20 protein-coding genes are annotated in these 23109 nt (G+C 51.3%); 14 read left to right on the top strand and 6 right to left on the bottom strand.

The window, feature by feature from the left end; genetic code table 11:
* Positions 1 to 169: 169 nt before the first annotated feature.
* The 13 genes from EFB08_RS22320 to EFB08_RS22260 all read left to right on the top strand — a co-directional run bounded on the left by EFB08_RS22320 (position 170) and on the right by EFB08_RS22260 (position 12378).
* Entirely contained in the window at positions 170 to 424 is a 255-nt protein-coding gene (locus EFB08_RS22320; protein WP_123129207.1) for an acyl carrier protein, read from the top strand.
* A gap of 346 nt (positions 425 to 770) precedes the next feature.
* Positions 771 to 1193, top strand: coding sequence for a MarR family winged helix-turn-helix transcriptional regulator (locus tag EFB08_RS22315; RefSeq protein ID WP_123129206.1), 423 nt, complete (start codon positions 771 to 773; stop codon positions 1191 to 1193).
* Between the two features lie 177 nt (positions 1194 to 1370).
* Positions 1371 to 2612, top strand: coding sequence for a serine palmitoyltransferase (gene spt, locus EFB08_RS22310; protein WP_123129205.1), 1242 nt, complete (start codon positions 1371 to 1373; stop codon positions 2610 to 2612).
* The gene (locus EFB08_RS22305; protein ID WP_123129204.1) at positions 2590 to 3708 is read left to right on the top strand and encodes a GNAT family N-acetyltransferase; all 1119 of its coding nucleotides are present in this window, start codon (positions 2590 to 2592) and stop codon (positions 3706 to 3708) included. Before spt ends, EFB08_RS22305 begins: the two co-directional genes overlap by 23 nt.
* Positions 3705 to 4691: an NAD-dependent epimerase/dehydratase family protein gene (locus tag EFB08_RS22300; RefSeq protein ID WP_123129203.1), complete on the top strand. Its 987-nt coding sequence runs from the start codon at positions 3705 to 3707 to the stop codon at positions 4689 to 4691. Before EFB08_RS22305 ends, EFB08_RS22300 begins: the two co-directional genes overlap by 4 nt.
* Positions 4692 to 4717: 26 nt before the next feature.
* Entirely contained in the window at positions 4718 to 6043 is a 1326-nt protein-coding gene (locus EFB08_RS22295) for an inositol-3-phosphate synthase (protein WP_123129202.1), read from the top strand.
* A gap of 7 nt (positions 6044 to 6050) precedes the next feature.
* Positions 6051 to 6509 (top strand): phosphatidylglycerophosphatase A family protein, encoded by a 459-nt coding sequence (locus EFB08_RS22290; RefSeq protein ID WP_123129201.1) that lies wholly within the window; start codon positions 6051 to 6053, stop codon positions 6507 to 6509.
* The gene (locus tag EFB08_RS22285) at positions 6510 to 6881 is read left to right on the top strand and encodes a GtrA family protein (RefSeq protein ID WP_123129200.1); all 372 of its coding nucleotides are present in this window, start codon (positions 6510 to 6512) and stop codon (positions 6879 to 6881) included. It abuts the gene before it with no gap.
* Between the two features lie 40 nt (positions 6882 to 6921).
* The gene (locus EFB08_RS22280; RefSeq protein ID WP_227006438.1) at positions 6922 to 9468 is read left to right on the top strand and encodes a DUF5686 and carboxypeptidase-like regulatory domain-containing protein; all 2547 of its coding nucleotides are present in this window, start codon (positions 6922 to 6924) and stop codon (positions 9466 to 9468) included.
* Positions 9469 to 9484: 16 nt separating this feature from the next.
* Positions 9485 to 10219, top strand: coding sequence for a CDP-alcohol phosphatidyltransferase family protein (locus tag EFB08_RS22275; RefSeq protein ID WP_123129198.1), 735 nt, complete (start codon positions 9485 to 9487; stop codon positions 10217 to 10219).
* Positions 10220 to 10231: 12 nt separating this feature from the next.
* On the top strand, positions 10232 to 10795 hold the full coding sequence (locus EFB08_RS22270) for a DUF4833 domain-containing protein (protein ID WP_227006437.1): 564 nt from the start codon (positions 10232 to 10234) through the stop codon (positions 10793 to 10795).
* A gap of 10 nt (positions 10796 to 10805) precedes the next feature.
* Complete coding sequence (locus EFB08_RS22265) at positions 10806 to 11426, top strand: sterol desaturase family protein (RefSeq protein ID WP_123129197.1); 621 nt, start codon at positions 10806 to 10808, stop codon at positions 11424 to 11426.
* Position 11427: 1 nt separating this feature from the next.
* Positions 11428 to 12378, top strand: coding sequence for a phosphatase PAP2 family protein (locus EFB08_RS22260; protein ID WP_123129196.1), 951 nt, complete (start codon positions 11428 to 11430; stop codon positions 12376 to 12378).
* Between the two features lie 153 nt (positions 12379 to 12531).
* Here EFB08_RS22260 and EFB08_RS22255 read toward each other — a convergent pair whose 3' ends face one another.
* Positions 12532 to 13341, bottom strand: coding sequence for an NIPSNAP family protein (locus EFB08_RS22255; RefSeq protein ID WP_123129195.1), 810 nt, complete (start codon positions 13339 to 13341; stop codon positions 12532 to 12534).
* 167 nt (positions 13342 to 13508) lie between these two features.
* Positions 13509 to 14498: an L-glyceraldehyde 3-phosphate reductase gene (gene mgrA / locus EFB08_RS22250; RefSeq protein WP_123129194.1), complete on the bottom strand. Its 990-nt coding sequence runs from the start codon at positions 14496 to 14498 to the stop codon at positions 13509 to 13511.
* A 244-nt stretch (positions 14499 to 14742) separates the two neighbouring features.
* Here mgrA and EFB08_RS22245 point away from each other — a divergent pair, with 244 nt between their 5' ends.
* Positions 14743 to 16677: a PAS domain-containing sensor histidine kinase gene (locus tag EFB08_RS22245; RefSeq protein ID WP_123129193.1), complete on the top strand. Its 1935-nt coding sequence runs from the start codon at positions 14743 to 14745 to the stop codon at positions 16675 to 16677.
* 277 nt (positions 16678 to 16954) lie between these two features.
* On the opposite strand, the gene EFB08_RS22240 is transcribed toward EFB08_RS22245, so the two are convergent.
* The 4 genes from EFB08_RS22240 to EFB08_RS22225 form a co-directional block, all read right to left on the bottom strand.
* Positions 16955 to 17809, bottom strand: a complete 855-nt coding sequence (locus EFB08_RS22240; RefSeq protein ID WP_123129390.1) for a dienelactone hydrolase family protein — start codon at positions 17807 to 17809, stop codon at positions 16955 to 16957.
* 217 nt (positions 17810 to 18026) lie between these two features.
* Complete coding sequence (locus EFB08_RS22235; RefSeq protein WP_123129192.1) at positions 18027 to 19049, bottom strand: DUF2382 domain-containing protein; 1023 nt, start codon at positions 19047 to 19049, stop codon at positions 18027 to 18029.
* Positions 19050 to 19131: 82 nt separating this feature from the next.
* Positions 19132 to 19794 (bottom strand): OmpA family protein, encoded by a 663-nt coding sequence (locus EFB08_RS22230; protein ID WP_123129191.1) that lies wholly within the window; start codon positions 19792 to 19794, stop codon positions 19132 to 19134.
* A 595-nt stretch (positions 19795 to 20389) separates the two neighbouring features.
* Positions 20390 to 22684: a GH92 family glycosyl hydrolase gene (locus tag EFB08_RS22225; RefSeq protein WP_123129190.1), complete on the bottom strand. Its 2295-nt coding sequence runs from the start codon at positions 22682 to 22684 to the stop codon at positions 20390 to 20392.
* Positions 22685 to 23109 lie beyond the last annotated feature (425 nt).

The raw sequence follows: 23109 nt of genomic DNA, 5'->3' as shown, positions 1-23109 counted from the left end.
CATAGGAAACCGGCAGGCGTAGCAGATAAACCCGGGAGTGTTGTACATTTGTACCTACAATTGTCTTTCGCCCTTTTGAGGCAAGTTTCTGGAAAGAAAGCCCGAAAAGTAGCCATCCGAAGGATACCCTTTTAAAGCATCCTCTATAAGAAAACGTTTACAAAACAGTATGATAGCCGTAGCCACCCCTTCTGTAAGCCAGGAGGTTCTAAATATTATCAGCAAAGTTGGGGAAATCAAGCCTTCGCGGCTTAGAACATCCTCCAACCTGAACAAAGAGTTTGACTTTGACACCCTGGATGTGGTCAATATCATCTGGGAGCTGGAGAAAAGCTTCAAGATTGTCATTCCGGATGAAGTCCCCCTGAATACCGTGGGCGACTTCGTGGAATTTGTATCTACCCAAACCGAGAAAGTGGGCTAGGGTTACTTTTTAGGGCCGAAAACAGGAAAACAGCACCAAAACGCTTCTCCTGTTTTCGGCCCTCTTTTTTGAAAAGAAGCCTTAAACAGCCCTCCCCTTTTTAGCTTTCTCCTGGAGATCCCTCCAGCGCCGATAAGCTTTGAAAGTTTCAGATAGAGTAAAGTCATTTTAGTGATTGACTACTGCTACCTACCTGATAAACTGGTAGAAACAGAAGCTTGAAAACCAATTTCCCTTCTCCAAATAACAAGTTAAAAACCATGCCTGTACTATCGTAAAGGATACCAGATAATAGTTGACTTCATCAACTATTATTATCAACTTTGCCTCAGTTAATGCGAAAGAAATGAATGATGCATCACATCTTGGCTTACTGATTGCCAGAACCGGACTGGTTCTGGGGAAGGCAGTAGAAAGAGAGTTTGAGAAATCAGGCCTGGAGCTTACGTACCAGCATTTCATTTTCCTGAACCTTCTTTCCAAGAACAACAAACTGATCCAGCAAGACCTGGCAGACATTGTGAAGATTGACAAATCTGCGGTGCTACGGGTGATTGCCGCCCTTGAGGAGAAAAAACTGGTAGAACGAACGGGTGACACCTGTGACCGACGAAAAAAGACCCTGCACCTGACCATTTTAGGAAAAGCTTTGTTAAAACAAGCCCTGCAGATTGAAACCAAAGTTAATTCTAGAATGCAGGAAGGGCTTTCTAAAGAAGAAGTTTCTACTTTTATAAAAGTAGCATTGCACTTAAGAGACAATATTTAAAATTTTTTGTATATTTAGTTGACCTTATCAACTAAAATTTTCGCCCCCCACACGAGTAGTTGACCACATCAACTACCTACACGCAAACTGACTCAACATCCCCTGAGTTTCCATTGATTCCCTGTTGAAAGAGATCTGCACTTGCGGCGAAAAAGATACCAGTAAATGTCTAGGAACATGAAGAGTAAATTAAGCGAGAAGTTGGCAAATCGGGAGAAGAGCGCGACCGAAAAAGCCGGGGAAAAAGCCAGGGAGTTGGGTGCTTATCCTTACTTCAGATCCATTGAATCTGCCCAGGATACTGAAGTCATCATTGAAGGGAAAAAAGTACTAATGTTTGGGTCTAATGCCTACCTGGGCTTAACCAATCACCCAAAAATTAAGGAAGCCGCCAAAAAGGCAATTGATGACTACGGCACCGGTTGCGCCGGGTCCAGGTTCCTGAACGGCACCTTAGACATCCACCTGGAACTGGAGCGAAGGCTGGCCGCCTTTGTGGGCAAGGAAGCCGCCCTGGTGTTCAGTACCGGTTTTCAGGTGAACCTGGGCGTAGTCTCCAGCCTCACGGGCCGCAATGACTACATCCTGCTGGACGAGTTCAACCACGCCTCCATCATTGACGGAAGCCGCCTTTCTTTCTCCAAAGTGCTCAAGTATCGGCACAATGACATGGAAGACCTGGAGCGTAAGATCAGCCGCTTGCCCGCCGATGCCCTCAAACTGATTGTGGTAGACGGTATCTTCAGCATGGAGGGCGATATCGTGAAACTGCCTGAAATGGTCGCCATTGCCCAGCAATATGGTGGCAGCATCATGGTAGACGATGCGCACAGCCTGGGCGTGATTGGCGAAAGAGGAGCCGGTACCGCGTCCCACTTCGGCCTCACCGATCAGGTGGACCTGATCATGGGAACCTTTAGCAAGTCACTGGCCTCTCTGGGCGGGTTCATTGCCGCAGACCTGGAAACCATCCAGTACCTGAAACACCATGCCCGGTCGCTTATTTTCAGTGCCAGCATGTCACCTTCCTCGGTGGCGAGCACCTTGGCTGCCTTGGACGTTATTGAAACCGAACCAGAATGGATGGACCGCCTGTGGGCCAACACGCATTACATGACCCGGCTTTTGCAGGAAGAAGGCTTTGAACTGGGCCCTACCCAGTCGCCCATTATCCCTATCTATGTGCGGGATAATTACAAAACTTTTCTGGTAACCAAGCTTCTGCAAGACAAAGGCATTTTCGTGAACCCGGTGGTTGCCCCGGCGGTACCCGCAGACTCCACGCTCATCCGCTTGTCGGTGATGGCTACCCACACCTTCCCCCAGATAGAGGAAGCAGTCTGTAAACTTTCTGAGGCCTTCAAAGAACTTGAGATCACCCTTAAGCAAGAAGTGTATGTGGCAAGTAGTGCCCGTTAACTCCAAGCAACTGCTCAAAGCCTTTATTGACTTTCCGCATGAGCTTTTCAAGGGGGACCCCAACTATGTCCCGGAGCTCTTCATTGCCCAACGTGATTTACTTACGCCCGGCAAGCACCCTTTCCACGAGCATTCCACCGTGCAGCCTTTCCTGGCCTACAATGGAAACAAAGTGGTGGGCCGCATTGCCGCGGTGCTTAACCGGAACCACAACCAGACGAATGGCCAGAAAGACGGGTTCTTCGGGTTCTTCGACTGTATCGACAACCAGGAGATAGCCAACCTATTATTTGGCCAAGCTGCAAAATGGCTGAAGGAACAAGGCGCTGAAACCATGATCGGACCGGTGAACCCATCTACAAACGAAACCTGCGGCATGCTGGTGGAAGGCTTCGATAGTCCGCCCGTGGTGATGATGACCTACAACAAACCCTATTACCTGGAGTTGCTGGAGAAGGCGGGATTAACCAAACAGGTGGATCTGATTGCTTACCAGTTCACCCAGAACTTCAACGAACGTCCCTTCCGGATGACGAAGATGCTGGAAGAACGGCTGCAGCGGAAAGGCATTAAGATCAGGAAGATCAACCTGAAGAACTTTAAGGAAGAGGTCACCAAGATTCGGGAGGTGTACAACAAGGCCTGGGACCAGAACATGGGATTTGTGCCCATGACGCCCCACGAGTTTGACCACATGGCCAAGGACATGAAAATGATCCTGGACCCCGACTTCTGCATGGTGGCCGAGCATGACGGCGAGATCATCGGGTTCTCCCTATCGGTGCCGGACATCAACCAGATCCTGATCAACGTGAAGAGAGGCCGCCTTCTGCCTACGGGCATTTTTAGGCTACTTTTCCAAAAGAAGAAGATAAACGGCTTGCGCATTGTTGCCCTGGGCGTGCTGGAAGGCTACCGGAAATTAGGGATTGAGGCCTGCTTCTACGGCCATGCCATGGAGGAGTTCAAGAAGAAAAAAATGAAAGTGGCCGAGGCCTCCTGGATTCTGGAGAACAACACTCTCATGAACCAGGGCCTCCTGAACATGGATGCCAAACCTTACAAGAAATACCGCATCTACGAAAAGGCGATATGAAAGAAAAAGTACTGATAACGGGCGCCAGTGGCTTTGTGGGCTATCACCTGGTGGAGGCAGCGCTGAACGCAGGACTAGAGGTCTTTGCGGCGGTGCGCCCCTCCAGCGAGGTAGGCCACTTAAAGGCCTTCCCTATTCAGTACACGCACCTTGATTTCACCAACGTGGCCACCTTGCAAAAGGAGTTGGAGGAAAAGCAATACAGTTACATCATCCACGCTGCCGGTATCACCAAAGCAAAAGACGCGCAGGAATACAACAAAGTCAACGCCGAGTACACCCGGAACCTGGCTTTGGCGGCAGTTCAAGCGGCTATTCCTCTTAAGAAGTTTGTCTTCATTAGCAGCTTGGCGGCTTTGGGGCCGGTTTCCTATAAAGAAGCCCAACCCATCACTGAGGAAAGCACCGCCAAACCGGTGACGAACTACGGCAAAAGCAAGCTGCTGGCGGAGAAATATCTGGCCGACATAAAAGAACTCCCCCTGGTGGTGATGCGGCCTACCGCTGTATATGGACCAAGAGAGAAGGATATTTTCATTCTGTTCTCCACCATCAGCAAAGGGCTGGATCCTTACATAGGCAAAAGAAGCCAGAAGCTGAGTTTCGTGTATGTGAAGGATCTGGCCAAGGCGGTCATGCAGGCGTTGACGTCTGAGGTTACGCACGCCAGTTTCAACGTGTCAGATGGCAAAAGCTACGACCGCTATGCCCTGGCAGATTTCACGAAAAAGGCCCTCCGGAAGAAAGCTTTCCGGTTCCATCTTCCCCTGAGTCTGGTCAAAATCATGGCGACGCTGTCTGAGAAAATGGCCGGTAGCAAAACCCCGGCCCTGAACCGGGAAAAACTAAGCGAACTGGTAGCTGAGAACTGGAACTGCAGCATCAATCGCCTTCAAAGAGACTTACACTATACCCCAGAGTATGACCTTGAAAAAGGGCTTTCGCATACTATTAGGTGGTATAAGGAGAATAAGTGGTTATAAACAATTGATTTACATTAATAAAAACTATGGATTTCCAAGTTAAGAACGCCGACGGCCGGTTAGGCATTTTGATGCCCGGCTTAGGAGCTGTGGCTACTACCCTCATTGCCGGAGTTGAATCGATTAAGAAAGGTTTTTCGCAACCAGTAGGCTCCCTCACCCAAATGGGACGCATCCGGTTGGGCAAACGTACCGATGACCGTTTCCCCCTCATCAAGGAATTCGTGCCTTTGGCTGACCTGGAAAACATCGTGTTCGGGGGTTGGGACGTGTACGCCGATAACGTGTTTGAAGCAGCCGTGAACGCTAAAGTGCTGGAGCCGATGCTGCTGCACGCCATCAAACCTGAGCTGGAGGCCCTGAAGCCTATGAAAGCAGTGTTTGACAAAGCTTACGCCCGTAACCTAGACGGTACCCACGTGAAAGAGGGTGCCGACAAAATGGCCCTGGCCGAGATGCTCATGGACGACATCCGCGAGTTCAAGGAAGCCAACAACTGCGAGCGCCTGGTGATGGTGTGGTGCGGCTCCACCGAGATCTACACCGAGGAGTCTGAGGTACACCAATCCATTGAGGCTTTTGAGGCAGGACTGCGGGGCAACGACCCGGCCATCGCCCCGAGCATGATCTACGCGTATGCCGCCATCAAGATGGGCGTGCCCTTCGCCAACGGCGCCCCGAACCTGACGGTGGACATCCCCGCCCTGGTGGAGCTGGCCAAAGAGCACGGCATCGCCGTCTCGGGCAAGGACTTCAAGACCGGGCAGACGCTGATGAAGACCATCCTGGCCCCGGGCCTGCACGCCAGAGCCTTGGGCGTGAAGGGCTGGTTCTCCTCCAACATCCTGGGTAACCGTGATGGCTACGTGCTGGATGCCCCTGAGAACTTCAAAACGAAAGAGGTTTCCAAGCTGAGCGTGCTGGACGAGATCTTCCGCCCGGAGTCAAACCCCGAGCTGTACGGGGACATGTACCACAAGGTCAGGATCAACTACTACCCGCCTCATGGTGACAACAAAGAAAGCTGGGACAACATCGACATCTTCGGCTGGCTGGGCTACCAGATGCAGATCAAGATCAACTTCCTGTGCCGCGACTCCATCCTGGCCGCGCCCCTTGTATTAGACCTGGCTTTGTTCACCGACCTGGCGCAGAGGGCGGGCATGAGCGGCATCCAGGAGTGGCTGAGCTTCTACTACAAGTCACCGCAGACCGCGGAGGGCCTGGCCCCGGAGCACGACATCTTCAAGCAGCTCATGAAGCTGCAGAACACCCTGCGCCACATGATGGGCGAGGACCTGATCACCCACCTGGGCCTGGACTACTACCAGGACCTGGTCGACACGCTGTAATTACCCTATGATTCAACTGCACAAACTCATTTCCACCAGCTTAGGAATAGGGTACGTGGGCAAAGGCGGAGGTACCGTGGCCGCAGTGGCCACCTGCCTTTGCTGGTACCTCTGGTCCGGCGGTGGGGAGGGGCTCGTGCTTTGGCAAGCCAGTGTGACTTTTCTGGTCACCGCCCTGGGCGTCTGGTCTGCCAATGAAGTGGAACCCTATTGGGGCAAAGACGACAAGAAGGTGGTCATCGACGAGGTGGCCGGCATGTGCATCAGCCTGCTGTTTATACCAGTGACAATTAAATCAGTTTTAGCGGCACTTGTGTTGTTCCGTTTTTTTGACATCGTAAAACCCCTCGGCATCAGGAAGACCGAGCGGCTGCCCGGCGGTTGGGGCGTCATGCTAGATGATGTACTCTCCGGGATCTACGCGAACGTGCTTTTACAACTCCTTCTACTCTTCGACTTATTCTAAATGTTTACCTTCTTACGGTCCCAGTTCGCCTCCCTGCTTGCCTCGGGGGTGGATTACCTGGTGACGATTATTGCCGTGGAACTGGGCGGGCTCTGGTATGTGGCCGCCACTGTTCTGGGAACCATCTGCGGAGGAATCACCCACTTCTCCATTGGCCGGAACTGGGTTTTCCAGGCCGCCCATAGAACCATCCCCACCCAAGCCTCCAAGTACTTCCTGGTCTGGAACGGAAGTCTTCTCCTGAATGCGTCAGGGGTTTTCATGCTGACCCATTACCTGGGTTTTAACTATATCTATTCAAAAGTCACCGTTTCTCTGCTGGTGGGCTTTTTCTACAATTTCATCTTACAAAAGAGATATGTATTCAGTTAAGAATGTATATATCAAACCTTTACATTTATTGGTTTGCTATTTGGCCTTTCTAGCCATAGGAGCAAATTTCACCCCTGCTCAAGCCCAAAGCGCGGCTATTACCGTCAAAGGAACCATAAAGGACGCTGTCACCAACGAGGCGCTTATTGGCGTGTCTATTTTTATTCCTGGAACCAGCCTGGGCACCAGTTCAGACATTGAGGGGAACTTCGCGCTAAGGACCAGCCAGGCCATCAGCAAGATTCAGTTCACGTACCTGGGATATAAAACCAAAACCGTGGAGCTCACGCCGGGAGAAGACCGCGTTTTGAGCGTGAAAATGGAAAGTGAGTCCAAAAGGCTGAAAGAGGTAGTGATCAAAGGCCGAAGCCGGAACTACAGCAACAAGAACAACCCCGCGGTGGACCTCATCAGGCTGGTGGTGGACAACAAAAACAAGAACCGCCTGGAGAGCTATGACTACGTGCAGTACCAGCAGTATGACAAGCTGCAACTGGCCTTGAGCAATAGCCCAGAGAAACTGAGGAACAACATCCTGTTCAGGAAGTATGACTTCGTGACCAAGAACATAGATACCACTACCCTGCCCGGAACTGCCATTCTGCCCCTGTACATGCAGGAGTCTATTTCGCAGCGGTTTTTCCAAAAAGACCCCGAAAAGAAGAAAACCGTGGTGCAGGCCGAGAAGAAGGTGGATTTTGGAGAATTTGTGGTGATCAATTCCTACGTGAAGCACATGTACCAGGACATTGACATCTACAAAAACAACATCACCATTCTTACGAACCAGTTCCTGAGCCCCATCGCGGACCTGGCCCCTACGTTCTACCGGTTCTATGTCACCGATACGGTGGTTGTAGAAGGCCAGAAACTGACGGAGCTTTCCTTCAACCCCAAAAACGAGACCGATTTCCTGTTCACCGGCAAGCTCTACGTGACCATGGACGGGAATTACGCGGTACAGAAAGTAGACATGGAAGTAGGCAAGAAAGTGAACATCAACTGGGTGCGGGACCTGCACATCAACCTGGACTTTGACCGACTGCCTAATGGCCGCTACAACCTGAGCAAAAGCGTCATGAAAACCGAGTTTGCGGTGGTAGACAAAAGCAAGGGGGGCGTGTACGGCGAGCGCACGGTTTCCTACAAAGACTATAAGGTAAACCAGGCCCCTCCGACCCACTTGTATGAGGAGAATCCCCTAAGCCAAAACCCGATCGGGAAAAGGCAAAACGAGGCTTTCTTAGCGGCGCACCGCCACGACAGCCTGACTTTCTCCGAGGCCAATACCTATGTAAGCATTGACAGCCTAAGAAACACCCGGTCGTTCAAAAGAACCCTGGACATTGCTACCCTTTTCATTGCTGGCTACAAACAGGCGGGCCCAAACTTCGAGATCGGGCCGGTGAATACGTTTTATAGCTTTAACCCGGTAGAAGGCTTCCGGTTGCGGGCGGGCGGCAGAACCACCACCACCTTCAGCAAGAAGACCATGTTTGAGACCTATGCCGCGTACGGTTTCAAAGACCAGAAATGGAAATACTTTCTTGGCGGCACATACTCGCTTTCAGACCGATCCATCTTCCAGTTCCCCATCCGGGCTTTGCGGGCGAGTTTCCAAAAAGACACCAAAATCCCGGGGCAGGACCTGCAGTTTGTGCAGGAAGACAATTTCCTGCTTTCCTTTAAACGAGGCACCAATGACAAGTGGCTCTACAACGAGACCTATAACCTGGAGTACCTGCATGAATTCCAAAGCCGGTTCTCGGTGCGGGTGGGCTTTAGAAACTGGAGACAAACCCCGGCCGGAAGCCTGGAATACCTGAAAGCCTCGGCCACACCGCCGCTGGAGGGCGAACCAGAGGCCCCCGTGAAAGTAGACCACCTCACCACCTCTGAGGCTCGGCTGGAGTTGCGCTGGGCGCCGCATGAAGAATACGTGCAGGGCAAGCTATACCGGTTCCCCATCGTGAACCGCTATCCGGTCTTTACCTTGCGGGCGGCGGCCGGCGTGAAAGGACTTTTTAACGGGGAGTACGACTACCAGAACCTGACACTGAATGTGGCCAAACGGTTTTACCTGTCACAGTTAGGGTTTTCAGACGTGATCGCCGAGGGCGGGTATATCTTCGGGAAGGTGCCGTTTCCGTTGCTGGCCATTCACCGCGCCAACCAGACGTATTCGTACCAGATCCAGTCGTACAACCTCATGAACTTTCTGGAGTTTGTGAGCGACCAGTACGCCAGCATCAACATTGACCATTGTTTCAACGGGTTCATCTTCAACAAACTGCCCATTATCAAAAACACCAAACTGCGCGAGTTTGCCACGATAAAGGTGCTGTACGGCAAAGTGCGTGATGAGAACGATCCGCAGCAAAACAAGGAGTTGCTGGCTTTTCCGGCTTACAGCACCGGCTTGCCCACTACTTACTCCCTGGAAAAGCAACCTTATATGGAGGCCAGCGTGGGCGTAGGCAACCTGCTCAAGTTCTTCCGGATAGATGTGGTGAAACGCCTGACTTACCTGGATCACCCCGAGGTTTCTGAGGTAGGCATCAGAGGCCGTTTTAAGTTCGATTTCTAAAAAGTAAGCCCAAAGCATGGAGAGTACCCTGCGTAAAAACACCGCAAGAGAGGCCTTACAGCAAGGCATCTACAAGATTATCAAGCCGTTTGTTAAGTTTATCATCTCCTTGGGGTTCACCCCTAACACCGTCACGGTCACCGGATTCTTGCTGAATGTAGGCGTAGCGGTTATCTTCATCCTGGGCGGCGAGCAAGGCAACCGTGGCGATCTCAGTTATGTGGGTTGGGCCGGTTTCCTGATTCTGTTCGCGGGGTTGTTTGACATGCTGGACGGCCAGGTGGCCCGCATCGGGAAGATGAGCTCCTCCTACGGCGCATTGTTTGACTCCGTGGTAGACAGATACTCTGAACTGATCATGTTCCTGGGCATCTGTTTTTACCTGGTGGCGCACCATTATTTCCTGAGCTCGCTTCTGGCCTTCATTGCTATGATCGGGTCCATGATGGTGAGCTACACCCGGGCCCGCGCCGAGGGATTGGGCGTAGAATGCAAAGGCGGCCTGATGCAGCGCCCCGAGCGGGTGGTGCTCATCGGTTTGTCTTCTATGGCGTGCGGCCTGCTGGCAACCTGGATTGGCGGCGATTACAAAGTATTGATCCCTGGAACCCGTATTCAGGTGTTTGAGACCATGTCTGTGTTCACGTTTCCGCTGGCGGTGTTGGCGGTATTGACCAATATCACGGCTTTTAACCGGTTATTGGAAGCGAAAAAGGCACTGGAACAAAAGGAAAAAGTGTTAAGGAGGTAGACCTATTAGACTATGAACAGATTTCTTTTTTCCTTTTTGGCGATGTTGCTGCTGGGGTTCGGTGGCGTTTTACCGGTCTTTTCGCAGGAAACGGTAAAAACCAGTACTGGCCAGGAACTGCCCACGCCTAAAGGCATCTCCAACATGCTGTTTTTCGTGCAACGCGACCCCAACACCAACACCATTGTGTACGAATGGAACCTGAACAGCAAAGGCGTGCCCAACGAGGATGAGCCGGTAAAGATCTACTGGATCAGGTACGCTGACGGCGGAAAGAAGCAGGACCTTAACTTCATTCAACGGAAATTTGCCTACGGCCTGAACGTAAAAAAGATAAATGACGAGAAGTACGAACTCAAGTTTGTATCTTATTCCAAGCGCGCGTTTTACCTCCAGAAAGGCCCCGATGGCAGGTTCCATGTGTACGCCACCATTAACAAGAAACAGGCCCAGCTGGACCGCATTTTTGTGCGGATTGAAGGCGGCTCCTTCTGGGTACCCAACGTAGTCTATGCTGAGTTAAAAGGGCGGGAAGCCGCCACCGGAAAAGAAATTGTAGAACGGTTCAAACCATAAATTCTCTTTTATGAAAAAGAACTATGTCTCTAATTCCACAGAGTCAACCAGAATGTTCAAGGCCGACTGGATGGAAGCGCTCTCCAAGGTTCATTTCACCGTACCTCTGTACATCTACGTGCCGGTGATCTGTTTTTTGATCTGGGATGCCCTGTTCCGGCAGCACCTTTCCCCTCTTTCATTTGCCGGGTATTACGCGTTGGGACTGGTGGTCTGGACCTTGTCTGAGTACCTGCTGCATCGGTTTGTGTTCCATTTCGTGCCCAAAGCGCCCTGGGCTTTGCGGCTGCATTTCATCTTCCACGGCGTGCACCATGACTACCCCAACGATGCCAAACGGCTGGTGATGCCGCCGTCGGCCAGTATTCCCATGGCCACCGTTTTGTACCTGTTCTTCGGGTTGTTCCTGAACGGAGGGTCGCTCCACGCCTTCTTTGCCGCTTTCCTGACCGGGTACCTGGTGTATGATATCTCGCACTATGCCCTGCACCATTTCAATTTCAAGAGCGAATTCTGGAAAAACCTGAAGAAACACCACATGCTGCACCATTACTCAGATGCCACCAAAGGCTACGGGGTAAGCTCTGCCCTGTGGGACAAGGTTTTTGGATCTGATTTCATTAAAAAATAACATGCGTACTACTTCCACGGTAGCCCCTCAAAAAGAAAAAAGCGTTTCCCTGAAAGCAACCCTCTGGATCATCGGCCTTTCGGTGGGCTACCTGCTGCTCTCGTATGTCCTGGTGGGGTTCAAGACCGATCAGTTGTTGCTGGTGGGGCTGTTTTCCTCTTTGTATTACCTGTCGCCTATCACCCGGAAATTCGCCCTTGGGTTCACTATTTTCATGGTCTTCTGGGTCTTGTATGATTACATGAAGGCCTTTCCCAACTACTGGTTCAACGAAGTCCATATCAAAGACCTGTACGAAGCAGAGAAGGCCATCTTCGGGGTGGTTTCCCATGGCGATCGCCTCACCCCTAATGAATACTGGGCACAGCATCACCACACCGTTTTAGATGTACTCTCGGGGATTTTCTACCTCAGCTGGGTGCCCGTGCCCATGGGGTTCGCCGCCTTTCTATTCTTCCGGAACCGAACTCAGTTCACCTATTTCTCGCTTACTTTCCTGCTGGTCAACCTGCTGGGTTTTGCGGCCTATTACCTGTACCCTGCCGCGCCGCCCTGGTACGTGCAATTGTACGGCTTCGATTTCATCCCGAAAACACCCGGCAACATGGCCGGCCTTTTCCGCTTCGATGCCTTTTTCCAGATTAACCTGTTCCGGGGGATGTACGCCAAGGGTTCCAATGTTTTTGCCGCCATGCCTTCGCTGCACTCCGCCTATCCCCTGATTGTGGTATTCTACGCCTTCAAAAACCGCCTGAAAGCCGCTACCTTGGTAGCTGGGGTCATCATGGTGGGCATCTGGTTTGCGGCCGTGTACACCTCCCACCACTACATTTTGGACGTGCTGTTCGGGATTCTGTGCGCCGCCTCGGGCATTGCCTTGTTTAATTACCTGATGGCCCGCAAAGGCCCCACGTACCGAGCGGTCCAACGCTTCATCAAAGCCATTGAATAGCTAAACCAACCTCCGTTTAGGAGCCGTTTTGCAGAAATTGCCCCGTAAACAGCAAGGCCTTCCTCTAATGAAAAGAGGAAGGCCTTGCTGTTTTAAGCCTGTTTTAGAGAAATCAACCTAAAAAGGCTGTGGTTTTGGTTTAAGGGAAATCCCTTAGATTTCTGAGTAGGCTGTTGGGTGCAAAAGGTAGATATCGGCGTGGAGGAAGTTGTTGGCGTATTGCGAGTCAGCGCTCATCTTTTTCCAGGCCGGATCAGCCCCGAAGGCTTTCCATTTTTCCTCGCGGGATTCCCTGTTTTCAAAAGAAGTCATGTACATGAGGTTGGGCATTTTGCTGCCGGCTTTCACCTGTGCGTAGAACACGGGGTTGAAACCAAGGCGCTGAAAAATCTCCATCTCGCCGTTGTTGAACATGGCTATTTTGTTTTCGTGCAGCTTTTCGGTGGCGGCCTCGTAGCTACGCAGTTCATAGACCCGCTCCGCAGTGGGGGACTTTAGGGTTGGAGCGGTAAAAACAGGTTTTCCGGTGAAGGCCTGCATTAACACCACTTCCAGGCGCTGGTACACGGGTTTATCATGGGTCGCCTCCAGGTAATCTTTCCCGGTAGTGGCTAACTGCTTGTCCTTGGCCAAGCCCTCCTCTACTTTGAAAATCTGCTCGGAAGAGGTAAAAGGCACAAACACGTACACCAGTTTTTCAGTTGGTGCAGCGGCGTTGGCGCCTTGGCCGGCAACAGGTTTGAAGACTCCTACTTTGCCAATTCCGGCGCGGTGCAGGGCAGGCAGATAGGCATTTTTCAGAAACGAATCCAGGCGGTCTTCCTGGGATTGGTCTTTGAGGTGGTAAATCTTAAGCTGGTAAAACTCACGCTTGGGCGCAGCCATCACCTGAACGGCACAAGCAAAACTGAAGAAAGCCACCAACAGCAGCAGGAAGCTTCCTTTTCTTTTCTGGAAATACATAGAAACGGTTTGAAGTTTACAGGATGACAAAACACAAAGGCAATGGGAAAGAACTTCGGGCTGAGGCTTCCTTCCAAAGAAACAAAAACCTGTGAGGTTTTAGAAACCTCACAGGTTTAGCGCTTTAAGCCTGCATTTAGGAAAACAGGCCTAAAACGACAAATGACTTACTTCAAGATGGTTTCAATCTGGGTGAGTTCGTCCTGACTGAATTGGGTGTTCTGCATGCACTTGAGCGAATCGGCGAGTTGGGCCGGGGTGCTGGCACCAATGAGCACCGAGGTCACCCGTGGGTCTTTCAAAAGCCAGGCCAAGGCCATCTGCGCCAGTGACTGCCCCCGGCTTTCAGCCAAGGTATTCAGTGACCTGATTTGCTCCAGCCGCTCTTCCGTAAGGTCGCCTTCCTGCAAAAAGCCGTGGGGCTTGGCCACGCGGGAATTTTCAGGAATGCCTTTGAGGTACTTGTTGGTAAGCAGCCCCTGCGCCAGCGGCGAAAACGGAATGCAGCCTACCCCCTCCTGCTCCAATAAGTCCAGCAGGCTTTCTTCTACCCAACGCACAAACATGGAGTACTTAGGTTGGTGGATTAAGCACGGCGTGCCCAATTCCTTCAGGATTTCGATAGCACGGGTAGCCTCCGGGGTTTCGTAGTTAGAGATGCCCACGTAAAGCGCCTTGCCCTGACGAACGATGGAGTCCAGCGCGCCCATGGTTTCTTCCAACGGCGTATTTGGGTCTGGGCGGTGGCTGTAGAAAATGTCTACGTAGTCCAGTTTCATGCGCCGTAGGCTTTGGTCCAGGCTAGAGATAAGGTATTTGCGGGAACCCCACTCGCCGTACGGTCCCTCCCACATCTTGTATCCGGCTTTGGAGGAAATGATCAGTTCATCGCGGTAGCCCCGGAAGTCCTCGTGCAGGATCTTCCCGAAGTTCTCTTCGGCAGAGCCGGGCGGCGGTCCGTAGTTGTTGGCTAAATCAAAATGGGTAACACCGGCATCAAAGGCATCGCGCAGAATCTGGCGGGAATTCTCCAGCACGTCTACATGCCCGAAATTATGCCAAAGCCCTAAAGAAAGGGCGGGCAATTTCAATCCGCTGGTACCGCAGCGCCGGTACTCCATAGAGGCGTAACGCTGGGTGGAAGGGGTATACGTCATTGGTTTTGGTCGTGGTTCAGGGTGTAAAATACGGCATCTGCAGACATCCGCCAAACCTTGTTTAAGGTATAACCTAAGACATTGATGTTCGTAGAGGATTATTTTTTGTTTAACTAAAAGAAGAAAAGCATAGTAGAATAAATAAATAGGCCCGTTTTCATAGCAAGAAAATGGATATTGGGATATCTTTCCAAATTGGAACTCCGGCATAAAACACAATTTTCATTGGTTTTCAGCAATTAACATGGATACAGAGGATTCAGAAGTCGTTTCAGCTCAGGTCTCGATTACCCAAATCGATGACCGATATAGATTATTGGTCGAGAATGTAACGGACTACGCCATCTTCCTGCTAGATGCCACGGGCCATATTGCCACCTGGAACGCCGGGGCCAAACGCATCAAACAATACGAAGCGAATGAAATCATAGGGCGGCATTTCTCCACGTTTTACACCGCCCAAGCCCGTGAAACCGGCTTCCCAGATTTTGAACTTAGGGAAGCCAAACGGGTAGGACGTTTTGAGGACGAAGGCTGGCGCGTACGCAAAGACGGCACCGCCTTTTGGGCCAACGTGATCATCACTGCTATCTTTAACCAACAGAAAGAACTCCTCGGGTTCTCCAAGATTACCCGTGACCTTTCTGAGCGCAAAAAGGCCGAGGATGATCTCTTCAAAGCCTACGAAGAACTGAAGGAAAGCGAGGAAAGGTTCAGGCTGCTGGTGGAAGGCGTAACCGACTACGCCATTTTCATGTTGGATCCCGCTGGGCACATTGCCACCTGGAATCAGGGTGCCCGGAACATCAAAGGCTACGAGGCCCATGAAATCATTGGCAAATACTTCGCTAAATTCTACAGCCGCGAAGCCATTCAAGAGGGATACCCCGAGTACGAGCTGAGAAAAGCGAAGGAAGACGGCCGTTTTGAGGACGAAGGTTGGCGCTACCGGAAAGACGGATCGGCGTTTTGGGCCAACGTGATCATCACCGCCATCTACAACCATAAAAAAGAGCTCATCGGCTTCTCTAAGATTACCCGTGACCTTACCGAGAAAAGAAAGCTGGAACAGCAACTCTTCCAGGCCCACGAGGAGTTAAAGGAAAGCGAGGAGAAAAGCCGTCTGCTCATTGAAAGCGTAAAAGACTACGCCATCCTGATGCTGAACACCGAAGGCTACATCACCAGTTGGAACGCCGGGGCCGAACGTATCAAAGGATATACCGCCAAGGAAATCCTGGGCAAGCATTTCTCCACCTTTTACCCCCGCGAAGCCATTGAAAGAGGTTTTCCCCAGTTTGAATTGGTGAAAGCCCTGGAGAATGGCCGGTTTGAGGACGAAGGTTGGCGCATCCGGAAAAACGGGGTTCCCTTTTGGGCCAACGTTGTCATATCACCGGTGTACAACTCAGACCACCGCCTGCTGGGCTATGCCAAAGTAACCCGCGACCTCACCGAGCGCCGCCGTAACGAGGAACTGACCCAGAAAAACCAGGAACTGATTCGTATCAACAACGACCTGGACACCTTTGTCTATACCGCCTCGCACGACCTTAAATCCCCGATCAGCAATCTGGAGGGTTTGCTTTTTGCGTTGCAGGAAGACCTGGGTTCTGCCGTTGAGCAGCATTCCCAAATCCTTTCGCTTATGCATGGGTCATTGGTATCCCTCAGAAAAGTGATTTCAGACCTGGGCGAAATTACCAAGCTTGAACCTGAAAAACAGAACTCAGAGCAGGTCCATATTCCTGGGTTAGTGGCCGAGGTGCAAATGAACCTGCGTTCCCTTATCCAAAACGCCGGAGCCCAGATCAACCTGCAGGATTTTCAATTCCAGGAGTTGTTCTACTCGCGTAAAAACCTGCGGAGCATCCTGCATAACCTTATTTCCAACGCAATTAAATACGCAGATCCTAGTAAAACGCCTCAGGTCAGCATAAGAACGTTTTTATCTGATAAGGGAGAGCACGCTATTGTGGTAGAAGACAACGGACTGGGTATTCCGGAAAATCAGTTGGGCAAAATTTTCGGGATGTTCAAGCGCAGCCATGACCACGTGGAGGGCTCGGGTTTGGGCTTGTTCCTGGTGAAAAAGATCCTGGACAACTCTGGTGACCGCATTGAAGTGGAAAGCGAGGAAGGAAAAGGATCAATCTTCACGGTCTATTTCAAACAATAAAAGTGTAATTCTGCCGATAAACCTTTTGACCATTATTGGGCAGAAGGCTGGGTAAAAGGCACTTCACTCCCTCACCATCGGGTTTAACTATGATTTGGGAAAGGGAAGCTGAAAGCTGTTTCTTTTGTCCTGTCTTAAAACTGTTTTCCTGCTTTATTCTCCTGCTTTAAAGGGCATTTGCAGGAAACAAGCTTAAAACGCAACAGGGGAAAGGGAGACCATCTACTGCGTCTCACGTTCCTTTGTTGGACTAACTAAAAGGATGTTCCTTTCTGGTTTACTTCAGCTTTCTTGAAAACAGTTCCAGGGTGCGGTCCCAGGCTAGTTTGGCTGCGGCCTTGTGGTACCTGGCGGGTGAAGTATTGTTGTTGAAGGCGTGGTTGGCTCCTTCATAGACGTACAGTTGGTATTTCACGTTGGCCGCTTTCAGGGCCTGCTCAAACGCCGGGATTCCAGCGTTTACCCGTTCGTCCAGTCCGCCGTAGTGAAGCAGCATTTCGGCTTTTATTTTGGGCACATCGGCAGCTTCGGGTTGGCGGCCATAGTAGGCCACGGCAGCATCCAGATCAGGGGAATGGACTGCCAGTTGACCCACCAGCGCTCCGCCCCAGCAGAAGCCTACCGCCCCGGTTTTGCCGTTGCTGTTTTTATGGTGTTGCAGGTAGTCCAAGCCTTTCAGGAAGTTGGTCAGGTTCTGTGGGGCATCCAGTTTGGAGAACAAGGCACGGGCCTCGTCTTCGTTGGCAGGTGTTCCGCCGTGCGGCGATAGGGCATCAGGTGCCAAAGCCAGATATCCCGCCTGCGCCACTCGCATGGCTACGTCCCGGATGTGCGGGTTCAGTCCCCGGTTTTCATGAATTACCATCACCGCTCCCAGCTTTTTCCCTTTTTTAGGCTGTGCCAGAAAACCTTTCATGGTCACGCCCTCGGCCCCTTGATAGGTAATATCTTCCGATTGGATGTCCTTGTCTTCTACCGTGGCCGCCTGGGCGTAATTGTTCTCCAGCATGGGCAACAGCGACATAGCCAGGGTAAGGCTGCCCGTCAGTTTGGCCAGTCTGGTAATGAACTCTTTGCGGGTGAGCGGTACGTGGGTGTACTCGTCAAACAGGTTGATGATGCGCTGGTCCATAGGTTTGGTTTGTTTGAGGGAATATAGAAGATAGCCGGCACATTTCCCATTTCCAAAGGAAGCCATTAAGGGTTTGTTTTCGTGCCGATTTCCAGAAAGGCCGCCTAAAACATCAGTTCCTTGCCAGGCCTCCTGCCCTTTGGAAGAGGTTTCTGAGAGATAATAAAAAAGGCGGCTACTCCCTGAGAGCAGCCGCCTTTCCTGAAACAAAAAACTATTACAGGGTAGTATTTGGGTCGTTATCCAGCCCTGAGCGACGGGTGCGGTCACGGTCCAGATCGTCATCCAGGTTGGTATCAGGAATATAGCCGGTGCGGTTGGTAGTATCGGAGTGAAGGTCATCTACCTCAACTTCGGTGGACCGCACGGAGTCTCTGATGACCTCATCGTGTTCCTCCACCTCTTTTTCCAGGGAAACCTCCTCTACCACGCGGGCCTCTTTGTTTACAATAGGAACCTCGGCGTGCTCGGTTAATTCGATCTCCCCTTCCTGGAAGTTGTCCAGGTCCCTTTCTGAGGCCGGACGGTCAACCGGGGTACGCTCTACCACCACCCGCTCTTCGCGCAGGCGCACATGTTCTTCCACGGGACGCTCTACAATGCGGCTGCTTACGTGTACGCCTCCGGTTTCCACTTCTTCTTTTCCTACCTGGAGGTTCTCCTCAATGATGGGAATGACCGTTTCATCCTGGTTAGAGCCAGTGGTAGTGGTTGGCGCAGTATATCCAGTGTCTGTGGTGGTGCCGCGGTTGAACAGGCGGTCTGAGAAGTGATCGTGCTCATAGAAGCCATCGCGGTCAGTGGCCCTGTTTGATCCTGTCAAGGCTGCCCCGGCTCCCGCAGCGGCTGCCCCTGCGCCAGAGAAAATGGATCTGATGGAGGACTCATGCTCCCGGTCGAAGCGTCCTTTCTCGTAGGTGGGTAACGACCTGAGTTGGTCTGCCGTCACGTTGGGTAGAATCACATTGTTCCCATCGTCCTGCAATTCGGCGATGCCAATGGGAACCAGCACATCGCGGGTATCCAGGTCCAGGACGTTTCCTTCCAGGTCTACCACCATGTACCTCACTTTCCTGGCCTGTACGTCAAAGATGAGTTCGTCTACCTCGCCAATGGTTTGGCCACTGCTGTCTTTGACGGTCCAGCCTTTGATGTTGGGTTGGTTGTCAGCGATCTCAAAGTCACTGCCGCCCAACTCCTGCAAATTGTTCTGTTGGTTATAATTATTATCTCTTTCCATGATTAATTCTTAGTTAAGGTGCAAAAGGCAGCACCAATTGATACTTTATGAAAACATACGTGCGCTGGTAAACTAAGAAAGCCTACTCAGACCGGCGGGCCACAATCTGAACTCTTCGGTTTTGCTGCCGACCCTCTGCCGTGGCATTGGAGGCCACTGGATTGGCTTCTCCCACGGGGTGCAGGGAAATGCTCTCTTTAGAGATATTTCCGTTTTCTACCAGCCAGTTCTGCACCGCCTTCGTGCGCTCCTCGGCTAGTTCTTTGTTGTAACTGGCACTGCCCTGGGCATCTGTGTAGCCATAAATGCGTACCTGTCCTCCGTTGAAGCGTTTCCCCATGGAGCCCGCAATCTGTTGCAGTTTCTGACTTGCCTGCACCTGAATCGCGGCTTTGTCACTGCCAAAAAGAACGGTTTCATCTACACTGTATACGGCATAATCTTCATTGCCGCGTACCTCAATGTCCTCGTCGGTGATTTCATCATAAGCTACAGCAGGAGCATCCAGGTTCACGTTGTCCCAGGCATCGGAAACTGCGGCGGCACCAGTGGCAGCGGCACCCGCTACTTCATCTCCCGCTTCAGAAACGGCAGAGGTGGTTTCATTTGTGGCGCTGTTTACTTCATCTCTGGTATTGTCACATCCGCGAAGAAGGAAAAACAACAAGGCAAGCGCTACTAAACCTATTAAAAGCCATAGCCACCAGGGCCTGCTGCTTTTGGGTTGTACATCTAAATCGGCCATCGTTTTATTTTGTGTGAAAGGTTTGGGAAAGGCAGCAGCCAACCAAGGCAACCGGTGGCGGTAAATTCATATTTGCCACTAGAATCTTAACGGTGTCTTTTTAAGTATGTTTTGAAAAATAACCGTATAAACCGAATTACCCGAATGTTCCTTCAGGTGGTAAACCGCTAATCCCTTAAACCACAAACATCTGATAGACAACAGAGATCTACCTTTTTATTTGACTACACCCTATTTTATGGTTATGACAGGAAAGAATCGGAAGGGAAAAGAACAAAATACCCGAGCTTGACAAAAACCCTCAAATATGCAAAATAAGCCTTTTTACTCCGGGGTCTTACCTAACAGAAAAGAATACTTCTAGTTTTCAAATGGCTTCCACATACTCCTACCAGATGGAAGACCAATGGTGGAAATAACGACTTTGCCTTTTCAGGAGGAACCCGAAGAATGGCTCATCAATATCATAACTAATTAGTGCAATTATTCAAATAGAGATTTTGGAATGGATAGGAAGAGCCTTAAAGCATTTTAGGCCTGTTTCTCAGGAAACAGGCCTAAAATGCTTTGGAAGCGAACCGGAAAAGGAAAACTACTACTTTTTGGGTTTGCTACTCATGAAGAAGGTGAGCTTGCCGCCTTTTACCAGATCAGAGTGGTTCAGGAATGGTTGGCTGAGTGGCTTTCCGTTCAGCTCTACTTTCTGCACGTACACGTTTTTCTCGCTCTGGTTTTTCGCTTCTATATGAAAGGTTTTACCGTTCTCCAGATTTAGGATGGCTTCTTTTACAGCCGGGCTACCCAGGGCGTATTGCTCCGAGCCGGGCGCTACCGGATAGAACCCGAGGGAACTGAACAGGTACCAGGCGCTCATCTGACCACAATCATCGTTACCGCCTAAACCATCTGGGGTGGCCTGGTATTGTTTCTTGAGGATCATCCGGACGCGTTCCTGCGTTTTCCAGGGTTGGTTTGTCCAGTTATACAAGTAGGCGGCGTGGTGGGCGGGTTCGTTGCCGTGCACGTAGTTCCCAATGATACCTTCGCGGGTAATATCCTCCGTATCGGCGAAGAACTCATCAGGCAGGTGCATGGTGAAGAGCGAGTCCAGGTGCGGCACGAATTTGGCGTTTCCGCCCATGAGCTGGATCATTTCCTGCGGCGCTTGCGGCACGTAGAGGCTGTAGTTCCAGGCGTTGCCTTCTATGAAGCCCTGGTTGTGGGTACTCAGTACATCAAACTCCTTTTTGAACGTACCGTCGCTCAGTTTGGGCCGCATGTACCCGATGTTTTTGTCATAGACGTTACGCCAGTTCTGGGCCCGTTTGCTGAATTCCTGGTAGATGTCTTGGCGGTTCAGTTTCTGGGCTACCTGCGCGATGCACCAATCATCATAGGCGTACTCCAAGGTTTTGGAAACGGAGGAACTGTTCTTGTCCTCGGGCACGTACCCCAACTGCATATAGAAGTTCAGGCCGTCATAATAGCCTTGGCGGGCCGTAGCCACACAGGCATCCAACGCCCGATTAGCATCACCTGGGTAAGTGCCTTTCATGATGGCATCCGAAATCACCGAGGTACTGTGATACCCGATCATGCACCAGTTCTCGTTTGCGTGATGCGACCAGATGGGTAGCATGTTATGGACGCTTTGGTCATAATGCGCCAGCATGGACTCCACCATGTCGGTGTTGCGTTTGGGCTGCACAATATTGAACCAGGGGTGCAGCGCCCGATAGGTATCCCAGAGCGAGAAAGACGTGTAGTTGGTGAAATTCTGCGCCTGATGGTTGTTCTGGTCAATGCCGCGGTACTGGCCGTTCACGTCCATGTAGGTGGTGGGTCCCAGGAAGGTGTGGTACAACGCGGTGTAGAAGTTGATGTAATCGTCTTTGGTAGGAAGGCTGGCCCGTACCTTGCCCAGTTCCTTGTTCCACTGGGCCTGGCTTTCCTGTTTCACGCGGTCAAAATCCCAGTGCGGCACCTCGGCGCGCATGTTGGCCAACGCTCCCTCGGTACTCACCGGCGACAACGCGAACTTGATCTTCACCTTCTCCCCTTCTTGTGTTTTGAAATCGAAATACGCCCGGAGCTGCTTGCCGGCCATCTCGGGGAAGTTCTTGCTTTGGTCGAATTTGCGCCAGAAACCTTTGTACACCTGGGCCTTGGAGTAGTCTTTGTTGCCGTATTGGTAAAAAGGCTTGGAAAACGCCATCGCGAAATACACGGTGCGCGTGCGGCCCCAGCCGTTGGTCTGGCGGTAACCGGTCACCAGGGTATCATTCTCGATGCGCAGGAAAGTCCAGGTGTTTTTGTCTTCGTAGTTGTAGATGCCGTGCATCAGGTCCAGAATGACGTGGGCCTCGTCTGATTTGGGAAACGTGTACTGGTGCATGCCCACACGGTTGGTGGCCGTGAGCTCCGCCTGAATGTTGTGGTCGTCCAGTTTCACGCTGTAGTAAGCGGGCTCAGCCCGTTCGTTGTTGTGCGAGAATTTAGACCGATAGCCGGTTTCTGGTTGTGCCTCGGTACCCGGATTCAGTTGCAGTTTTCCAGTGGTAGGCATGACCAAGAAATCGCCGAGGTCTGAGTGCCCGGTGCCGCTGAAGTGCGTGTGGCTGAAGCCCACAATGGTGGGGTCATCGTACTGGTAACCCGCGCAATACTTGTAGACGTCCTTGTTGTATTTGCCGTTCACCTCATACGGAATAGTGTCGGTGTCGGGCGAGAGCTGCACCATCCCGAACGGAGCCGTGGCCCCCGGATACGTATGCCCCATTTTATGCGTCCCGATCAGCGGATTCACCCAACGGACTAAATCAAAAGGTGGTTTCTGAGCGAAGGAGGAGAACTGACAAAGCAGAAAAGCGAGCAGCAGGAGTTTTCTCATGTGGGTGGAAGAAGTTTGCTAAAGCGTTTTAGTACTTAATAGGTTCTCAAAGATAAGAGAGTTTTAGGAAGCACAAAGCCGTCAGCTGCTTTCGACCTACTTTCTGAAAACCAGGTGAAAAACGGGAAGGGTTGCCTCCCCTTTCTCACCTGCAGGTTTCCATTTCTATCCCGCAAGTTTGAGTGCAGCGGTAACTTGTGGGTACCTCTTGGCCAGTTTGCAACTGGCGCCAGTTACAAACTGGCTGTAAAAAAAGCCACAAGTTACCGCTGCGCTCAAACTTGCGGCATGGATAGGTAACTTGGGCATACCCTAAAGAATCAAACCGAACCGTTGGGTTTAAGGGCTACTTTCTGGAAACAACCCCTTAAACACCCTAAGCTTTCCTGATGGATACCAGACTACCCGTGCGGATAGCTCGTAAA

The sequence above is a fragment of the Rufibacter latericius genome, assembly GCF_003721515.1.
Classification (GTDB): Bacteria; Bacteroidota; Bacteroidia; order Cytophagales; family Hymenobacteraceae; genus Nibribacter; species Nibribacter latericius.
This window is presented reverse-complemented; position numbering and strand designations above follow the sequence as displayed.

What these genes read in the sequence shown, in the direction of transcription:
- EFB08_RS22320 (WP_123129207.1), top strand. Translation starts at nt 170, where the DNA reads ATGATAGCCGTAGCCACCCCTTCTGTAAGCCAGGAGGTTCTAAATATT.
- EFB08_RS22315 (WP_123129206.1), top strand. Translation starts at nt 771, where the DNA reads ATGAATGATGCATCACATCTTGGCTTACTGATTGCCAGAACCGGACTG.
- spt (WP_123129205.1), top strand. Translation starts at nt 1,371, where the DNA reads ATGAAGAGTAAATTAAGCGAGAAGTTGGCAAATCGGGAGAAGAGCGCG.
- EFB08_RS22305 (WP_123129204.1), top strand. Translation starts at nt 2,590, where the DNA reads ATGTGGCAAGTAGTGCCCGTTAACTCCAAGCAACTGCTCAAAGCCTTT.
- EFB08_RS22300 (WP_123129203.1), top strand. Translation starts at nt 3,705, where the DNA reads ATGAAAGAAAAAGTACTGATAACGGGCGCCAGTGGCTTTGTGGGCTAT.
- EFB08_RS22295 (WP_123129202.1), top strand. Translation starts at nt 4,718, where the DNA reads ATGGATTTCCAAGTTAAGAACGCCGACGGCCGGTTAGGCATTTTGATG.
- EFB08_RS22290 (WP_123129201.1), top strand. Translation starts at nt 6,051, where the DNA reads ATGATTCAACTGCACAAACTCATTTCCACCAGCTTAGGAATAGGGTAC.
- EFB08_RS22285 (WP_123129200.1), top strand. Translation starts at nt 6,510, where the DNA reads ATGTTTACCTTCTTACGGTCCCAGTTCGCCTCCCTGCTTGCCTCGGGG.
- EFB08_RS22275 (WP_123129198.1), top strand. Translation starts at nt 9,485, where the DNA reads ATGGAGAGTACCCTGCGTAAAAACACCGCAAGAGAGGCCTTACAGCAA.
- EFB08_RS22270 (WP_227006437.1), top strand. Translation starts at nt 10,232, where the DNA reads ATGAACAGATTTCTTTTTTCCTTTTTGGCGATGTTGCTGCTGGGGTTC.
- EFB08_RS22265 (WP_123129197.1), top strand. Translation starts at nt 10,806, where the DNA reads ATGAAAAAGAACTATGTCTCTAATTCCACAGAGTCAACCAGAATGTTC.
- EFB08_RS22260 (WP_123129196.1), top strand. Translation starts at nt 11,428, where the DNA reads ATGCGTACTACTTCCACGGTAGCCCCTCAAAAAGAAAAAAGCGTTTCC.
- EFB08_RS22255 (WP_123129195.1), bottom strand. Translation starts at nt 13,341, where the DNA reads ATGTATTTCCAGAAAAGAAAAGGAAGCTTCCTGCTGCTGTTGGTGGCT.
- mgrA (WP_123129194.1), bottom strand. Translation starts at nt 14,498, where the DNA reads ATGACGTATACCCCTTCCACCCAGCGTTACGCCTCTATGGAGTACCGG.
- EFB08_RS22245 (WP_123129193.1), top strand. Translation starts at nt 14,743, where the DNA reads ATGGATACAGAGGATTCAGAAGTCGTTTCAGCTCAGGTCTCGATTACC.
- EFB08_RS22240 (WP_123129390.1), bottom strand. Translation starts at nt 17,809, where the DNA reads ATGGACCAGCGCATCATCAACCTGTTTGACGAGTACACCCACGTACCG.
- EFB08_RS22235 (WP_123129192.1), bottom strand. Translation starts at nt 19,049, where the DNA reads ATGGAAAGAGATAATAATTATAACCAACAGAACAATTTGCAGGAGTTG.
- EFB08_RS22230 (WP_123129191.1), bottom strand. Translation starts at nt 19,794, where the DNA reads ATGGCCGATTTAGATGTACAACCCAAAAGCAGCAGGCCCTGGTGGCTA.
- EFB08_RS22225 (WP_123129190.1), bottom strand. Translation starts at nt 22,684, where the DNA reads ATGAGAAAACTCCTGCTGCTCGCTTTTCTGCTTTGTCAGTTCTCCTCC.